Source organism: Finegoldia sp. P3-F-LR, from assembly GCF_052932165.1.
Genome location: NZ_JBRFJE010000001.1, coordinates 60,176 through 77,442 on the forward strand (window position 1 = coordinate 60,176; position 17,267 = coordinate 77,442).

19 protein-coding genes and 1 pseudogene are annotated in these 17,267 nt (G+C 29.8%); all 20 read right to left on the minus strand.

Going from position 1 to position 17,267, the window contains the following annotated elements; translation table 11 throughout:
• Positions 1–7: 7 nt before the first annotated feature.
• Positions 8–1,099, minus strand: coding sequence for a recombinase RecA (recA, locus tag ACU68U_RS00300; RefSeq protein ID WP_154254210.1), 1,092 nt, complete (start codon positions 1,097–1,099; stop codon positions 8–10).
• A 67-nt stretch (positions 1,100–1,166) separates the two neighbouring features.
• Positions 1,167–1,703, minus strand: a complete 537-nt coding sequence (pgsA, locus tag ACU68U_RS00305) for a CDP-diacylglycerol--glycerol-3-phosphate 3-phosphatidyltransferase (protein ID WP_154271119.1) — start codon at positions 1,701–1,703, stop codon at positions 1,167–1,169.
• A gap of 1 nt (position 1,704) precedes the next feature.
• The gene (locus ACU68U_RS00310; protein WP_446762503.1) at positions 1,705–3,927 is read right to left on the minus strand and encodes a DNA translocase FtsK; all 2,223 of its coding nucleotides are present in this window, start codon (positions 3,925–3,927) and stop codon (positions 1,705–1,707) included.
• 2 nt (positions 3,928–3,929) lie between these two features.
• The gene (gene dut / locus ACU68U_RS00315; RefSeq protein WP_094223464.1) at positions 3,930–4,361 is read right to left on the minus strand and encodes a dUTP diphosphatase; all 432 of its coding nucleotides are present in this window, start codon (positions 4,359–4,361) and stop codon (positions 3,930–3,932) included.
• Positions 4,362–4,412: 51 nt separating this feature from the next.
• Positions 4,413–6,557, minus strand: coding sequence for a polyribonucleotide nucleotidyltransferase (locus tag ACU68U_RS00320; protein WP_446762504.1), 2,145 nt, complete (start codon positions 6,555–6,557; stop codon positions 4,413–4,415).
• 46 nt (positions 6,558–6,603) lie between these two features.
• The gene (gene rpsO, locus ACU68U_RS00325; RefSeq protein ID WP_002838220.1) at positions 6,604–6,870 is read right to left on the minus strand and encodes a 30S ribosomal protein S15; all 267 of its coding nucleotides are present in this window, start codon (positions 6,868–6,870) and stop codon (positions 6,604–6,606) included.
• Positions 6,871–6,951: 81 nt separating this feature from the next.
• Positions 6,952–7,878, minus strand: coding sequence for a bifunctional riboflavin kinase/FAD synthetase (locus tag ACU68U_RS00330; protein ID WP_154272626.1), 927 nt, complete (start codon positions 7,876–7,878; stop codon positions 6,952–6,954).
• On the minus strand, positions 7,869–8,732 hold the full coding sequence (gene truB, locus ACU68U_RS00335; protein WP_154272625.1) for a tRNA pseudouridine(55) synthase TruB: 864 nt from the start codon (positions 8,730–8,732) through the stop codon (positions 7,869–7,871). Before truB ends, ACU68U_RS00330 begins: the two co-directional genes overlap by 10 nt.
• Positions 8,716–9,684: a DHH family phosphoesterase gene (locus ACU68U_RS00340; protein ID WP_154272624.1), complete on the minus strand. Its 969-nt coding sequence runs from the start codon at positions 9,682–9,684 to the stop codon at positions 8,716–8,718. Before ACU68U_RS00340 ends, truB begins: the two co-directional genes overlap by 17 nt.
• The gene (rbfA, locus tag ACU68U_RS00345) at positions 9,674–10,039 is read right to left on the minus strand and encodes a 30S ribosome-binding factor RbfA (protein WP_002836426.1); all 366 of its coding nucleotides are present in this window, start codon (positions 10,037–10,039) and stop codon (positions 9,674–9,676) included. The genes ACU68U_RS00340 and rbfA overlap by 11 nt, the downstream gene beginning before the upstream one ends.
• A 7-nt stretch (positions 10,040–10,046) precedes the next feature.
• Positions 10,047–11,786 carry a translation initiation factor IF-2 gene (infB, locus tag ACU68U_RS00350; RefSeq protein WP_394371397.1) on the minus strand — a complete coding sequence of 580 codons (1,740 nt, stop codon included), beginning with the start codon at positions 11,784–11,786 and terminating at the stop codon, positions 10,047–10,049.
• A gap of 435 nt (positions 11,787–12,221) precedes the next feature.
• A pseudogene (locus ACU68U_RS00355) lies at positions 12,222–12,350 on the minus strand (translation initiation factor IF-2 N-terminal domain-containing protein); the annotation flags it as partial.
• Positions 12,351–12,368: 18 nt separating this feature from the next.
• On the minus strand, positions 12,369–12,632 hold the full coding sequence (gene rnpM, locus ACU68U_RS00360) for an RNase P modulator RnpM (protein ID WP_094205682.1): 264 nt from the start codon (positions 12,630–12,632) through the stop codon (positions 12,369–12,371).
• 25 nt (positions 12,633–12,657) lie between these two features.
• Positions 12,658–13,941: a transcription termination factor NusA gene (gene nusA / locus ACU68U_RS00365; RefSeq protein WP_094205683.1), complete on the minus strand. Its 1,284-nt coding sequence runs from the start codon at positions 13,939–13,941 to the stop codon at positions 12,658–12,660.
• Between the two features lie 9 nt (positions 13,942–13,950).
• Entirely contained in the window at positions 13,951–14,415 is a 465-nt protein-coding gene (locus tag ACU68U_RS00370; RefSeq protein ID WP_002836434.1) for a ribosome maturation factor RimP, read from the minus strand.
• Positions 14,416–14,521: 106 nt separating this feature from the next.
• Entirely contained in the window at positions 14,522–14,935 is a 414-nt protein-coding gene (locus tag ACU68U_RS00375) for a hypothetical protein (protein ID WP_094205684.1), read from the minus strand.
• Positions 14,935–15,918 carry a flotillin-like protein FloA gene (gene floA / locus ACU68U_RS00380; RefSeq protein WP_094207136.1) on the minus strand — a complete coding sequence of 328 codons (984 nt, stop codon included), beginning with the start codon at positions 15,916–15,918 and terminating at the stop codon, positions 14,935–14,937. The genes ACU68U_RS00375 and floA overlap by 1 nt, the downstream gene beginning before the upstream one ends.
• Position 15,919: 1 nt before the next feature.
• Positions 15,920–16,537, minus strand: coding sequence for an NfeD family protein (locus ACU68U_RS00385; protein WP_094207137.1), 618 nt, complete (start codon positions 16,535–16,537; stop codon positions 15,920–15,922).
• Between the two features lie 106 nt (positions 16,538–16,643).
• Complete coding sequence (rpsU, locus tag ACU68U_RS00390) at positions 16,644–16,823, minus strand: 30S ribosomal protein S21 (protein ID WP_002836438.1); 180 nt, start codon at positions 16,821–16,823, stop codon at positions 16,644–16,646.
• 94 nt (positions 16,824–16,917) lie between these two features.
• Positions 16,918–17,253 carry a histidine triad nucleotide-binding protein gene (locus tag ACU68U_RS00395; RefSeq protein WP_094203655.1) on the minus strand — a complete coding sequence of 112 codons (336 nt, stop codon included), beginning with the start codon at positions 17,251–17,253 and terminating at the stop codon, positions 16,918–16,920.
• Between the last annotated feature and the right edge of the window lie 14 nt (positions 17,254–17,267).

Below are 17,267 nucleotides of genomic sequence, written 5' to 3' on the forward strand. Positions count from 1 at the left end.
ACTTGCCCTAGTCTAATTCATCCTCACTTATTTCGTTATTCGATTCGTCTTTTATATCATCGTTATTTTCTGTTTTGATAGCCTCTGAATCCTCTTTTGATCTTAATCCATAAAATTCATAAGTTTTATCGATAATTTCTTCTAGTATTTTTGGATTTTCTTCTAAAAATACTTTAGAGTTTTCTCGACCTTGTCCTAATTTTTCATCTTCATAACTGTACCAAGCACCTGCTTTTTTTACAACTTTGCAGTCAGTGGCTAAGTCTAATATTGTACCTATTTTAGAAATACCTTCTCCGTACATAATGTCGAATTCTACTTGTTTAAATGGAGGTGCTACTTTGTTTTTGACGATTTTAACTTTAGTACGATTTCCAACAATATCGTCACCTTTTCTAATAGCTTCTCCTCTTCTAATTTCAATTCTAACTGAAGAATAGAATTTTAAAGCTCTACCACCCGTTGTAACTTCTGGATTACCAAACATTATTCCAACTTTTTCTCTAAGTTGGTTAATGAAAATAACTGTACAATTGCTCTTGGAAATAACACCTGTTAATTTACGTAAAGCTTGAGACATTAGTCTTGCTTGTAGACCAACATGGCTGTCTCCCATATTTCCTTCTATTTCAGCTCTTGGAACTAGTGCTGCAACAGAGTCAATGATAATAATATCTACAGCAGAACTTCTTACAAGAGAATCACATATTCCTAAAGCTTGTTCACCTGTATCTGGTTGTGAAATGATAAGATTGTCTGTATCTACACCTAAGTTTTTAGCATAAATTGCGTCTAATGCGTGTTCAGCATCGATAAAAGCTGCAGTACCACCCATCTTTTGTGCTTCAGCAACTACATGGAGTGCCAAAGTTGTTTTACCAGAAGATTCAGGTCCATAAATTTCAATAACTCTACCTCTTGGTAAGCCACCTATTCCTAAAGCAACATCCAAATTTATAGCTCCAGTAGGAATAGCTTCGATATCTTTTTGAACATGATCTCCAAGTTTCATTATAGAGCCTTTTCCAAATTGTTTTTCAATGCTTGCAAAAGCTTCTCTTAAAGCTTGATCTTTTTCAGATCCATTAGAAAAATCCATGACTACCTCCTAAAATTTAAACAGAACATAAGTTCTTGTGTTTATTATACCACAAACCAAAAAATAATTATATATTTTTTAAATCTAATACATTAACATTCTTAAAAATATAATCACATAAGCTGATTACAGTTAATACAATCGATATATAATATAGGTACATATCTAAAGCAAACCCTAATTTATCCCCAGTATTAATCAAAATTAAAACAATAGCGACAAATTGTGTCATAGTTTTTGATTTTCCCCAATAACTTGCTGCTAATGTAACTCCATTAGATGCAGCTAATATTCTGAAACCGCTAATAGTAAGTTCTCTTAATACAACTATAACCACGCTCCATGCAGGAACTTTTCCTAGTTGTACTAGGACAATTAATGCACTGCAACTCAACATTTTGTCTGCTAATGGATCCATAAACTTTCCAAATGTAGTAACTAAATTTTTCCTTCTAGCGAGTTGACCATCAATAAAATCTGTTATTGCAGAGATTATAAATATTAACGCAGGTATATAATTGTCTGTTTTGAATACTAGTAATGATGCCACAAAAAATGGTATTAAAATAACTCTTAATGTTGTAAACTTATTTGCAATATTCATATCAATCACGTCTTTCTAAATAATCTTTAGGTATTAAAATTTTTCTAGGTTTGCTTCCCTCACTAGGACCAACAATACCTTTTTCTTCCATTTGATCTATAATTCTTCCCGCTCTAGCATATCCTATTTTTAATTTTCTTTGCAATAGAGAAATTGATGCAGAATCTTCATTCAAAATAATTTCTACAGCATCTGTAAATAGAATATCTGTATCGTCATCTTCAAGATCAATACTCTCTGATTTATCTATGTCTTCTATGATTTCTTCCTTATAATTAGTTTCATTTTTATTTATTAAAAATTTAACTACATTATCGACTTCTTCATCAGAAATAAAAGCTCCTTGAACCCTACTAGGTTTTGCCATTGATGATGGGAAAAATAACATATCGCCTCTTCCTATAAGCTTTTCTGCACCAGATTGATCTAAAATAGTCCTAGAATCGATTTGGCTACTAACAGCAAAAGAAATTCTAGACGGTACATTTGCTTTTATTGTACCAGTAATTACATCCACTGTTGGTCTTTGAGTTGCAATAATTAGATGGATACCACACGCTCTTGCCATTTGAGCTAGTCTGCAAATAGCGTCTTCAACATCATTTGCTGAGACCATCATCAAATCACTTAACTCATCTATAATAATAACAATATATGGTAGTTTTTCAAGTTCATCATTTTTATTTTTCTTATTATAAGCTTTGATATCTCGAACGTGATTTTCTGAAAATATTTGGTATCTTCTTTCCATTTCCCTTACAGCCCAGTTCAAAGCAGCACTTGCCTTTTTTGGATCTGTAACAACCGGTATAGCAAGATGTGGAATATTATTGTATATACTCAATTCGACAACTTTTGGATCAATCAATATAAGTTTTACATCATTTGGATTTGACTTATACAAAATACTCATTATTATGGTATTGATGCAAACAGATTTACCACTACCAGTAGCTCCTGCTATAAGTAGGTGTGGCATCTTATCAACAGAAGTTACAATACATTTCCCAGAAATATCTTTTCCTAAAGCTATTGGCATCAATGATTTTTCTTTTACAAAATTATCAGACATTAAAATCTCTTTTAACATTACAGAATTTTTAACGTCATTTTCTACTTCAATTCCCACTACAGATTTACCGGGAATTGGAGCTTGTATTCTAATTCCACTTGTAGCTAAAGAAAGTGATAGGTCATCTGCTAGATTCACTATTCTTGAGACTTTCACACCTGCCTTAGGCTCTAATTCATAGCAAGTAACCGTAGGACCTCTATCGATTTGAACAACAGTCGCATCTATTGAAAAGTTTTTTAAAGTTTCTTCAATCATTTTTGCTTTCTGTAAAACAGAATCATCATTATCTTCCGCATATTCAGCATTTTTCAAAAGTTCTAATAGTGGAAAAGTATAATTACTTTGTCCAGAAAATTCACCAAAATCTATAACAGAAAGCTGTTCTCCAGATTCTTTTTCATTCGATTTATAATCGTTGAGTTTTGGTTTTGGAGGTTCATATTCTGTAGATTTATTTAAATCAGACTTTTCTTTAATAGGATTTTTAGAAATTCTTTCTTTTATAGGTTTATTTTGCTTAATCTCGTGTGATTTTTCGATACTTTTATTTTTTTTGTTCTTTTTATTTTTTGTTTTTATATCTATTAATGTCTTTTTAACAAAAGTAAAAATTTCTTGAAATAACTCTTTTAAAGTTAAATTCATTATTGCAGATATAAAAAACAAAGAACAAAAAACGAGTGCAACATATAAACCTATGTAGCCTATAGCAATGTTTAATATTGATGCTATAATAGCTCCAATTACTCCAATACCACTGTAGTCATTTGCTAAATTTAAATTCAAATCAATCCTTTGATTAATATTAAGATTTGGATAGTTTGATATATTAATTAAACTCATTACGAATATTGAAGAAACAGCCAATATATAAGTAATTCTTCTTAGTTTATTTCCATGGTTTATATCAGATATCGTCGATATTGTATACAGTATACCTAATGATATAAAAACGTATGAAAAGATGCCAAAAGTATTAAAGTATATATTTTTTACAATAATTCCCAAAACACCAACTCTACTACTAGCCATAAAAATAAGTGAAATAATTAACACTAATATAATTATTAATTTTGTCGAAGATTTAGCATTTTTTTTGCTATTAGATTTTGATTGAGTTTTGTTTCGTGATTTAGTATTTCTAGCCATAATTAGTAGCCTGTATGGCCAAATCCGCCATCATTTCTATCTGTTTCATCTAGTACTTCAACTTCCTCAAATTGAATATTTTCGTATTTTTGAAGTATCATTTGACAAATTCTATCCCCAGATGAAATTGTATATTCCTCATTCGACAAATTGACTACAGGAATTTTTAATTCTCCTCTGTAATCACTGTCTATAGTACCAACACAATTTATCAGAGTTATTCCATGTTTAATACTCAAACCACTTCTTGGTCTGATTTGAACCTCATAACCTTCTGGAATTGCAATATATATTCCAGTAGGTACAAGAGTTCTTTCAAGTGGTTTTAAAGTTATATCATTTTCAGTATAAGCTCTCAAATCCATACCACTAGACCCAATTGTTGAATATTTTGGTAGAGGGTTATTAGATTTATTAATTATTTTAACTTTCATAATGTCCCCTTTCAAAAATATAGTTGAGTAATAAAATTACTCAACTATTAATTATTTATCTTCTATATTTTTATCTTCAGATTTTTTATCAAAATTCTTCTTTTCTTTTCTTTCTGGTTTTGGTAAAAGAGCTTTTCTGGACAGTGTCATCTTACCTTGTTCATCAATATCCATAAGTTTTACCATTATTTCATCGTTTTCTTTTAAAACATCTTCAACTTTATTAGTTCTTTCATGTGCTATATTAGATATGTGAAGAAGACCTTCTTTTCCAGGTAATATTTCAACAAAAGCACCAAAATTCATAATCTTAGTAACTCTTCCTAAATATTTTTCACCGACTTCAGGTTCTCTAACTATTTCTTTAATCATATCTATGGCTCTTTGAGCACTTTCAGTGTTTTCACCAGCTACTGTAATTTTACCATCATCTTCGGTATCAATTTTCACGCCAGTCTCATCAATTATTTTATTTATTACTTTTCCACCTGGTCCAATAACTTCTCTTACTTTTTCAGGTGCAATATTAATTACCATAATTCTAGGAGCATACTTTGAAATTTCTTTATTTGGTTCACTTATACATTCGTTCATTAATGATAATATATGAAGTCTACCAACTCTAGCTCTTTCTAAAGCTTCAGTTAATATTTCTTCAGAAATTCCAGTAATTTTAATATCCATTTGCAATGCAGTTATACCATCTTTTGTACCTGCAACTTTAAAATCCATATCTCCTAAGTGATCTTCTAAACCTTGAATATCAGAGAGAATTACAACATTATCATCTTCCTTAATCAATCCCATGGCAATACCTGCAACAGGTTCTTTTATTGGAACACCTGCATTTAATAAACTAAGTGTTGAACCACAGACAGATGCTTGAGAACTAGAACCGTTTGAACTTAATACTTCAGATACTACTCTTATTGTGTATGGGAATTCTTCTTCTGATGGAATTACAGGTAATAGAGCTCTTTCAGCTAAAGCGCCGTGACCAATTTCACGTCTACCTGGACTTCTTAAAGGTCTTGCATCCCCAACAGAGTAAGGTGGGAAGTTGTATTGATGCATATATCTTTTATCTTCTTGTTCAATTAGTCCATCTAATACTTGTGCATCGGATGGAGTTCCTAATGTTGTAACAGATAAAACTTGAGTTTGACCCCTTTTAAACAAACCTGAACCATGTGGTCTAGGCAATATATCAACATCACAAGTTATTTCTCTAATTTGATCAAGTTTTCTATTATCAGGTCTGATATGATCTTCTAATATTAAACGTCTTACTTCTGCTTTTTCTAAATCATCGTATACAGTAGAAACTTTTGAAGCTATACTTTCATCATATTTTTCAACAAAATGATCCACTACATCTTTTTTAAGAGTATTAATGTGATCTTCTCTATCTAATTTATCTTCATTAACTGTAATTTTCTTTAAATCTTCAATACAGTATGATTTTACTTCTTCATCTAACTCTACATTTTTTTCTGGTTGAACGAATTCTTGTTTTGGTTTTCCGCATTCTTTTTGAATTGATTCAATAAATTCACAAATTTTCTTGATTTCTTCATGTGCTCTAAGAATAGCTTTTAACACTTGTTGTTCAGTAATATTATTACATCCAGCTTCAACCATCATGATAGCATCTTTAGTACCAGCTACAGTTAATTCAAGATCAGACTTATCTCTTTGTTCTTGCGTAGGATTTATAATAAATTCACCATCAATCATTCCTACAGCTACAGAACCAGTAGGTCCTAAGAAAGGAATATCCGAAATGCTCAATGCGATAGATGATCCTATCATAGCTAAAATATCGGGAGTATTATCTTGATCCACAGAAAGTGCAGTAGCTATAACTTGTACATCATTATGATATCCTTCAGGGAATAATGGTCTTAAAGGTCTATCGATTAATCTAGCAGTTAATGTAGCTTTTTCACTAGGTCTACCTTCACGCTTTATAAATCCTCCTGGGATTTTTCCTACAGAATAAAGTTTTTCTTCAAAATCGCATGTTAATGGGAAGAAATCAACTCCCTCACGTGGCTCTTTTGATCCTACAGCAGTAACTAGAAGTACAGTTTCTCCAGATTGAATTAAACATGCTCCATTAGCTTGTTCAGCAACTTTTCCAATCGTAACTTCTATTTTTTTACCGCATAAATCATATTCATATTTTTTTATCATATATTCTCCTTATAAATAAAAAGAGCGGAAAAACCCGCTCTTTCAATTATCTTCTAATGTTTAATCTTTTAATTAAATCACGGTATCTTTCAATGTCTTTATTGCTAAGATAGTTAAGAAGATTTCTTCTTTTACCGATCATTTTGAAAAGACCTCTTCTTGAATGATGATCATTCTTATGAGACTTTAAATGTTCAGTTAAGTAGTTTATTCTGTAAGTCAATAAAGCTACTTGAACTTCTGGAGAGCCAGTGTCTCCTTCTTTTGTTTGGTATTCTTTGATTATTTCTTCTTTGATTTCTTTGTTATACATAATTTCCTCCATAAATTTTAATATTCACCATTACAGCGATATCGTTGAGGTTTCGAATATCAATGTAACAGTAGTACTTATTTATATTATCATATAATCTTCTAATTGTAAATCTAAATCTTGGTTTTTTGCAAAATTATAATCGCTTTTTAATTTATTGATAAGTTCAATCTCAGAATTAAATTTTACATTATCTCTTATTTTTTTTATGAATACTAATGTCAAAATTTTTCCATACAAATCACCTTTAAAGTCTAAAATATGAGTTTCAATTTTAACATCATGCTCATCGTAGGTAAGATTTTCTCCTACAGAAGTTATGCCTTTGTATATTTTGTTATCATAAATAACATTAGTATAATAAACTCCTTCTGCTGGTATAATATATTCTTTGCATTCCAAATTGGCAGTAGGATAACCTAAATTTCTTCCTCTATGTTTACCATCGACGACAATTCCCATAATACTAAATGGTCTGTAGAGCATTGAATTAGCATTCTCAACGTCTCCACTCATTAAAAATTTACGAATTGTTGTCGATCTAATAGGTACACTTTTAATAAATTGGTCATCTATAGTGTAGAGCTTATAATTAAAAACTTTTTGAAAATCTTCTAAAGTAGATACATTACCAGATGCATTAATTCCGAATTTGAAATCTTTGCCCACAACTAAATTTTTGAAATTAGTATGTTCTTTTACATAATCTAAAAACTCTTCAGGCTTAAGGGATAAAAAAGCTTTATCAAATGACTTGATTAAGCAGTAATCTACATTCATTCTTTTTAATATATTTATTTTATCATCCGTTGTTAATATGTTTTTAAACTTATCATCTTCTAAAATTTCTGAAGTATGTGACTTGAATATAATAACCCCTGATTTACCTAAGCTAACACATTTATTTATAAGTTTTTGATGTGCTAAATGTAATCCGTCAAAATTTCCTAAAGTGATAGCATCAATATTAATTTTTACGTTATCTTTGTCTAAATCAATTATTTGCATATATCAAATACCTTATTCATTTTTAAAATATTATCTTCAATACTGCCGATTCCAATAAATTTATTCTTACAAACTACTTTGACATTATCAATGTTTTCGTGGTTGATGTTCACTCTAACACCATTGGTAATTTTTTTATATAAATTATCATCAAGTTCGATAGATTTCATTTCTGTCAAACTTTCGTAGACTGAAAATGATACATCTTCAATGTTACATTTTCTAAGCGACTCTATTTTTACTGAATCTTTTATGTCGAAACCTCCAGAATTTACTCTGATAAGTGATTTCATGTATGCTAATCTATCTAATTTTTTGGCAATATCTTCAATCAAAACTCTAATATACGTTCCCTTAGAACATCTAACTTTGATTATACATGAATTTTCTAGAAGATGTAATGGTTCAATATTATAAATTGTAATTTTTCTGGATTTCCTCTTAATTTCTTTGTTTTCTCTTGCGTATTCATAAAGTTTTTTTCCATTTACTTTAACCGCGGAATACATCGGAGGTACTTGTTCAATGGTTTTACCATTTAAATCATCTAAAATTTGTTTTAATTTTTCTTTATCGTATGTTTTCTCAGAAAAACCTGTGACATTACCAGATAAATCAAGAGTATCTGTACTTGTACCAAAACACATTTCAAATATATATGTTTTACCATATTCCATTAGATATTCTGTTATTTTAGTTCCTTTTCCAACGCCTAATAACAAAACTCCGGTAGCGTCAGGATCTAGAGTACCAGCGTGTCCGATCTTCTTAGTTTTTAAAATTCCTTTACATATAGAAACAACATCTTGAGATGTATATCCCTTTTCCTTAAAAACATTAATTACACAATCCATATCTATCAATTTCTTCTTTTATTTTATTTGAAACTGTCTCAAAATCCCCTGTAATTCTTGTAGCAGCAGCATTCTTATGACCACCTCCACCAAGATTTTTGGCAATTAATCCTACATCAATATTTCCCTTGCTTCTGAAACTTACCTTGTACTCATTTTCAGTTTGTTGTTTAATTAATACTGATATTTTGATTTTGTCAGTATCTCTGAAAGTATTAATTACACTATCAATATCTGAAATTTCAACATTGTACTTATTTAATTGATCTATCATTACAAAACCAATTGCAACATAATCATTATAAATTTCAGTCTTGGATAAGATTTCATTTTCTAAAAGTTGTGCTTCAAATTTTTTTGATTGATAAATTAATTCATTGATTTTCATCATGTCAGCACCATTTTCAACTAATTTAGAAGCTTTAGCTAATGTATCTGCAGTTGTAGCAGAATATAAAAATCTTCCAGTATCAGTTGAAATTCCTGTTAAAAGTGACATCGAAATTTCTTCATCAATTGGTAGATTTACTTCGTTTATTACATCAAATACTAATTCGCAAGTTGAGCTATATCCTTTTTTTACTATGTTAACGTCACCGTAAAACTCATTACTTTGATGATGGTCAATATTTATTCTGTATTTTGCTTTGTTAAATAACTCATCAATCTTACCTAATCTCTCATAATTAGCACAATCTAGACAAATTATCATATTAATATTAATATCTGTATTATCTGATAGCAAATCCAAATTAGGAAGAAATTTTAAATTTTCAGGAATTTTGTCAAACTCAATAGGATATACCTTTTTCCCTAAATTTAGTAAACTTTTTGATAAAGCAGTTAGTGAGCCTAAGTTATCACCATCTGGGTCTAAGTGAGAAATTAGAGCAATTGAATTTGCATCCTTCAATTGCTCTTTAAATTTCAAGATTTCATCATTAATCTTCATTATAATTTTCCTCGTGAATTGATTTTATTAGATTTTCAATATGCATACTTTGCTCACTAGTTTCATCAATTTTGAAAATCAGTTGTGGCACATGTCTTAAATCTACACTTTCACCAATTTGTTTTTTTAAGAATCCTTTTGCTTTATTCAATCCTTCAAGAGTTTGTTTTTTCTTTTCATCATCGCCTATTACCGCTATATATACTGTAGCAAAACTCAAATCATTTGTTACTTTTACGTCTGTAACAGAAACATTTAGTTTGTCAATCCTAGGATCTTTTAGTGAATTAATTATAGAACTTGAAATAACTTTTTTGATTTCTGATGAAATTCTTCTTACTCTTTTAATATTCATAATTCTCCTATCTTTGTACTTCGTTTAGTACATATGCTTCCAGTACATCTCCTGGTTTAATGTCATTATAATTTTCTAAACCCATTCCGCCTTCGTAGCCTTGAGTTAATTCTTTAACATCGTCTTTATATCTCTTCAAAGAAGAAATAGGACCTTCGAAAATTAATATTTCATCTCTCAACAAACGAACGACAGCATTTCTTGTTACTTTTCCTGTATTAACATACACACCGGCAACAGTACCCACTCCCGGTACTTTGAACGTATCTCTAACTGTAGCTCTACCTAAAACTTCTTCTTGATATTGAGGTTTTAACATACCAGTGATTGCATTTTTTACATCTTCTATGGCATCATATATAACTCTATATGTTCTGATTTCTATAGATTCATTTTTTGCCATATCCAAAGCCACTTGAGTTGGTCTTACATTAAATCCGATTATTATAGCACTTGATGCAGATGCTAAGTTAACATCAGATTCAGTAATACCACCGACAGCACCGTGAATTATATTAACTTTTACTTCATCATTGCTTAATTTTATTAATGATTGTTTAATAGCGTCAATTGTACCTTTAACATCAGTTTTTATTATAATATTAAGATCTTTAGTTTCTCCGTCTGAAATTTTTCCAAATAACTCGTCTAAGTTCACGTTTGAAGAAGACTTGATTTGTTCTTCACGGTTATGGTCTTTTATTTTTTGAGCATAATTTCTAGCTTCTTTTTCATCTTTGACAGCGTATATCATATCGCCAGCTTCAGGTACTTCGTTTAAACCTAAAATCAATACTGGTGTTGAAGGACCTGCTTTTTTAACTTGCTTTCCTTGATCATTAAACATAGCTCTGATACGACCACTTGCTTGTCCACTAAATACCATATCTGAATGTTTTAGAGTACCTTTTTGCACCAAAATTGTAGCAGTTGGACCTCTTCCCTTGTCTAACTGAGCTTCAATTACAGTACCTACAGCAAGTCTATTTGGATTAGCTTTTAGTTCTTCCATTTCTGCGACCATTAAAATCATTTCAAGTAATTCATCAATACCTTCACCTGTTCTAGCAGAAACTGGAACTAAAACTGTATCTCCACCCCAGTCTTCAGGTACCAATCCATTTTCAGCTAATTCAGTTTTTACTCTTTCGATATTAGCATTTTCTTTATCTATTTTATTAACAGCGACAATTATTGGAACGCCTGCAGCTTTTGAGTGATTTATAGCTTCCACAGTTTGAGGCATTACACCATCATCTGCAGCAACTACCAATATTGAAACATCTGTTACTTGTGCCCCTCTACTTCTCATTGCTGTAAAAGCTTCGTGACCTGGTGTATCTAAAAATACTATTTTTTTGTCGTTAACTCTAATAGTATACGCACCTATATGTTGTGTAATTCCTCCGGCTTCTCTACCAGCTACTCTAGAATTTCTAATTCTGTCAAGTATAGATGTTTTACCATGGTCAACGTGTCCCATTACAGTGATGACAGGTGGTCTTTCTTTTAAATCCTCATCCTTATCTTCAAAATCTAGGTTAAACACGTCATCGTCATCAAAATCTTCGACTTCATCTTGTTCAACGATAACATTGAATTCACCAGCTACTAAACTAGCAGTATCAAAATCAATTTCTTGGTTTTGATTTGCCATTATACCTAATTCCATTAGTTTCATTATTAATTCACTAATAGATACACTTATTTTTTCAGATAAATCTTTTACTGTAATTGTAGGTTGAATAATAAATTTCTTAGGTTCTTTTGGCTCATTCTTGATGACCTCTTCTTTTTTATTTTTATTATAATTTTTATTATTTCTATTGTTCTTGTTATTTGTATTATTTTTATTATTGTTAGAATTTTTATTTTTGTTATTTTTAAAATTCTTATTCTTTTTCTTATCTTTAGAATCATGCTTTTCATTCATTTCAGATTTGTTTTTATGTTTTATCTTATCGAAATGAGATACAGATTCATCATCATTATTTCTTGGATGTTTTGGTTTAAATCTTTTTTTAGAATTATCATCTTGTTTATTAGCTTCAGTATGCGATTTACTTTCCACGTTTTCTTTTGAAATTTTATTTACATCTTGTCTATTTTCTTTTTTTGAATTACTGTTCTTTTGATTATTTTGAACTTTTTTTGGTTTTTCATAAAAAGATTTAACTTTTGATATTTGGTCTTTATCTAATGTTGACATGTGACTTTTAACTTCTATTTTGTTTTCTTTTAATTTGTTCATTAAGTCTTTTGTTGAAACATTCAATTGTTTTGCCAATTCATATACTCTTATCTTTTCCATACAAAGACCTCCTTTTGATTAATCTTCTACATGGTTAATTAACTCCTCATATATAAGTGCGTCTACATCTGTTTTTAAAACCTGATTTAGTCTTCTGTTTTTCTTTGCCTTGTTTATACATTTTAAATCCTTGCATAAATAAGCCCCTCTGCCATTTTTCTTATTTGTCAAATCTACAGAAACTCCGTCTTCTTTATTAAAAACAACTCTCATTAGTTCTTGCTTTGGTTTATTTTCACCACAAACAACACATTTTCTTAAAGGAATTTTTTTAGTTTTCATTTAATACTCCAAAACTTAAATACATTTAATTTTCAGAATCTTCTGCAATTTCAGTGTTTTCGGATTCTAAAGAATTATCTTCTTCAGTATCCTCAATATCTTCAATTTCTTCAATTTCTTCTATATCATCTGATTCATGATATTTAATTTTATCAAAAACTTTTTCTTTATCTTCATCTCTAACTTCAATACCATTAGATTCTAGAAAATCTACTTCTCCATCGAATTCAACAGACAAGCTACCATCACCATAAGATTCTAAGTATTGGTTGAGTCCTTTGATGTCTATTTTCCAGTTCGTTAACTTAGCTGCAAGTCTAGCGTTTTGTCCTTCTTTTCCTATAGCTAAAGATAATTGATCTTCTGAAACAATTACACGGCATATTTTTTGAGCTTCGTCAATGAATGTAGCTATAACTTCAGATGGACTTAAACTATTAGATATGAAAGTATTAATATCTTTTGACCAAATAACAATATCAAGTTTTTCGCCATTCAACTCATCCACAATAGACTTAACTCTGGTTCCACTGAAACCTACACATGAGCCAACTGGATCAACATTTTCATCATTACTGAATACCGCGATCTTAGTTCTTGAGCCAGGTTCCCTTGCAACGCTAAAAATCTCAACAGTTCCATCATTTATTTCCGGAACTTCTAATTCAAATAATCTTTTTATTAGAGAATTATCTGTCCTTGATAATATTATTTGAGCTCCTTTTGTAGTGTTCTTGACCTCTTTAATAAAAAGTTTTAATCTTTTGTTAGGAGTATATTCTTCAGATTTTATTTGTTCTGAAACTGGTATTATACCTTCTACTCTACCCAAATCTATATAGACAATTCCACGTTCAACACGTTGAACTGTTCCAGTGATTATTTCTTTTTCTCTGTCAATAAATTCGTTATAAATATTATCACGTTCTGCATCTTTTAGTTTTTGAATAACAATATTTCTAGCAGTTTGAGCAGCTATTCTTCCGAAGTTTTTAGGTGTTATTTCAATTTTCACTTTATCACCTAAATCGTATTTACGTTTAATAGTCTTAGCTTCTTCTAAACTTATTTCAGTATTTTTGTCTTCAACATTTTCAACAACAGTTTTGATTGCATATAAATTCACCTTACCGTTGTCTCTATTTATGTTAACTTCTACAGAACTTTCTTCGTTTTCATGGTCTTGATAATCAAAATTTTTCTCATAGCTTTTAATCAATGCTTTTTCTAAAGCATCGAAAACAACTTCTCTTGGTATTTTTTTTGATTTTTCTAATTCATCAAGAGCTTTTATAAAATCATTGTTCATATATTACTATCAATCGAATAACGAAAGCTTAATCGATGATATATTACTCCTTTCAATTTTAATTTGATTTTTTTCTAATTCCAAAGATATTTCTTGATCATTGAAATCTTTTAAAATACCTTTGAACTCTTTCTTACTATCTAATTTTTGATATAAATTTACTATTACAACATTCCCTAAATTTTTTTTGAAATCTTTATCTCTAGTAAATGGTGTAGTTATATCTACTGATGCAATTTCTAAATAATAGGGATCTGAAATAGGATCTATTTCGTCTAATTTGTCAGTTATTCTATTATTTATTAACTCACAATCATCAATTGATATTAGACCTTCATCCTTTTCAATGTAAAAAGTCAAAATATTTTTTCCATTTTGATTTGAATATTCTACATCATAAAAGTCGATTCCAGTATCTTCAATTAAAGGGCTGAGATCATTATTCATAAGTTCCCTAAGATATTTCTTATTCATATATCTCCTTTTCGTAAATTATTTAAATAAATAAGAGTGGGATTCCCCACTCTTAGCCACAATTTATTCTAAACTAATTGTATCATAATTAATCATAATAATCAAACTATCTTCTATTTCTTAAAGACAAAGGCTTATCAATTATTTCTTTCATAATGATAGCTTTTTTTAATTCATCTTTATGTTTAAATTCATCATTAATCTCAACTCTAATCAATTCTAATTCGTCGTTTTTTTCTTCGAAAAAATCTTTATCAATTAATTTTTGATTTTCTTTTCTATTATTTGTTTGCTCAAAATTATTGATATTATTTTGATTGTATTGAGAATTGTTTGATTTATTATAAGATAATTTGGTATTTGATTTATCTTTTCTTAAATCTTCTAATGTCTTTTTCTTGCGATAATCCTTACGGTTAAAGTTTTTTTGGTAACGTCTAGAACTACTCATGTGAATAAAATAATTAGCGAAAAACTTTACAACTATTATCGTAATTACAAGAGATAGAAAAGAAAACATTACTTATCATCCTCTTTAATTTTTTCGCTATTTCCAGAAATAGCCTGTCTCATCTCAGTATCACTTATAATATTTTTCATATTATAATAATCCAAGACTCCCAAATTACCAGATTCTAAAGCTTTAGCTATAGCTAGTGGAACCTTTGATTCACTTTCAACTACTTTTGCTCTCATTGAACGAACTTCTGCTATCATTTCTTGTTCTTTTGCAACAGCCATAGCTCTTCTTTCTTCTGCTTTTGCTTGAGCAATTCGTTTGTCCGCCTCTGCTTGATCTGTTTGTAGTTTCGCTCCAATATTTCTTCCTACATCGACATCTGCTATATCAATAGAAAGTATTTCAAATGCAGTTCCTGAATCCAATCCTTTGTTCAATACAGTTTTTGAGATTGAATCTGGATTTTCAAGAACAGATGTATGAGATTCTGATGAACCTACAGTAGTTACAATACCTTCACCAACTCTAGCTATTATAGTTTCTTCTCCTGCACCACCAATTAATCTTTCAATGTTTGCTCTAACAGTAACTTTGGCCTTAACAATAACTTCAATACCGTTCATTGCAACTGCTGCAATGTTTGGAGTTTCAATTACTTTTGGGTTAACAGAAACTTGTACTGCTTCTAATACATTTCTACCAGCTAAATCAATAGCTGCTGCTCTTTCAAATTCTAACTCAATATCTGCTCTTTGTGCAGCGATTAATGCATTTACTAAAGTATTTACATTACCACCTGCTAGATAATGCGCTTCAAGTTGATTAGTAGTTAGATTTAATCCTGCTTTTGTTGCTTTTATAAGTGGATTTATAATGTTTTTAGGAATAACTCTACGTAATCTCATACCAATTAATTGTGAGATTTTAACGTGGACTCCTGAAAACTGAGCAGTAACCCATAAACCTACAGGAACTAACGAAAAGAATACTAATAGCAATATAACTATTAATATAGGTAATAAAAATGGAATTTCAAATGGCATTTTACACTCTCCTTACTATAATTTTAAAATCTTTTATTTCACTAACAACAACTTCGCACCCTTTCGGAATAAAATCTCCCCTAGTAATAGCGTCAATATAATCGCCATCTATTTCGATTTTGCCGCTCGGCCTCAAAGGTGTTATAGTAATTCCTTTTTTGTTCAAGTATTTTTTTGATGACTGAGTAAATGATTTTGAATTAGTTTCATTTAAAACAAATTTATTGAATTTACTTGAGTCAAAATCTTTACTTAAAAATACTAATATAAACAAAACATCAATTGTTATGGCAATAACTACTGTCAAAAATGCTAGGTACAGATTATTAATAATCATGCTTATTCCTACAATTATTGATAAGACACCCACAATTCCAGCAATAAAACCACCTGGAACTATTAGTTCTAATCCTACGAATAAGAGCCCTATTAAAAATACTAATATACCCACTATGTTGATATCACCGTGATTATAATAAGACAAAATAAATAGAACAGAAAAAACAGCAGTTAGAACACCGTATTTAATCTTCTTATTTGATAACATAAGCAGTGTGATACAAATAAATGTTACTGCTAAAAAAATCATACTTAAAATATGATTAGAAAATATATCCATAGAAAACGATAACACCTCCTAAATAATCTTTATAACACAATTATACACTAAATAAAGCAATAAAAAAAGATTCCTATAAGGAATCTTTCATTAAATATCAATTTCATTAGAAATTTCTTTTTTTTCTTTTAGCTGCTTCAGATTTTTTCTTTTTCTTTACGCTAGGCTTTTCATAATGTTCTCTTTTTCTATATTCAGATAAAACTCCAGATCTAGCACATTGTCTTTTAAATCTTTTTATAGCATTATCTAATGATTCGTTTTCTCCTACTTTAATTTCTGACATGGTTTCCCTCCCCTCTTTATTGCAAGAATGCTCACAAAAGAGCAGAATTTATACCAAAATAGTATAACACAATTCTAATAAAATAACAATATTTTTATGGCCAGCTAAGTTTTTTCTTACCTAACACGTGAAAATGCATGTGATGTACTGTTTGTCCACCATCTTCTCCACAGTTATTTACTATTCTATAGCCAGACTTATCAATATCGAACTCTTTTGCTAGTTTTGCAATTACTTCAAATATATGAGCAACAATTTGTGAATTTGATTCATCAATATCATTAGCACCAGAAATGTGTTCTTTAGGTATAACTAAAAAATGTACTGGAGTAACAGGATTGATGTCGTGAAAAGCGTATACCAAATCATCTTCATATATTTTTTTAGAAGGTATTTCTCCATTAACTATTTTACAAAATACACAGTCCATGACTCGCCTCCGGT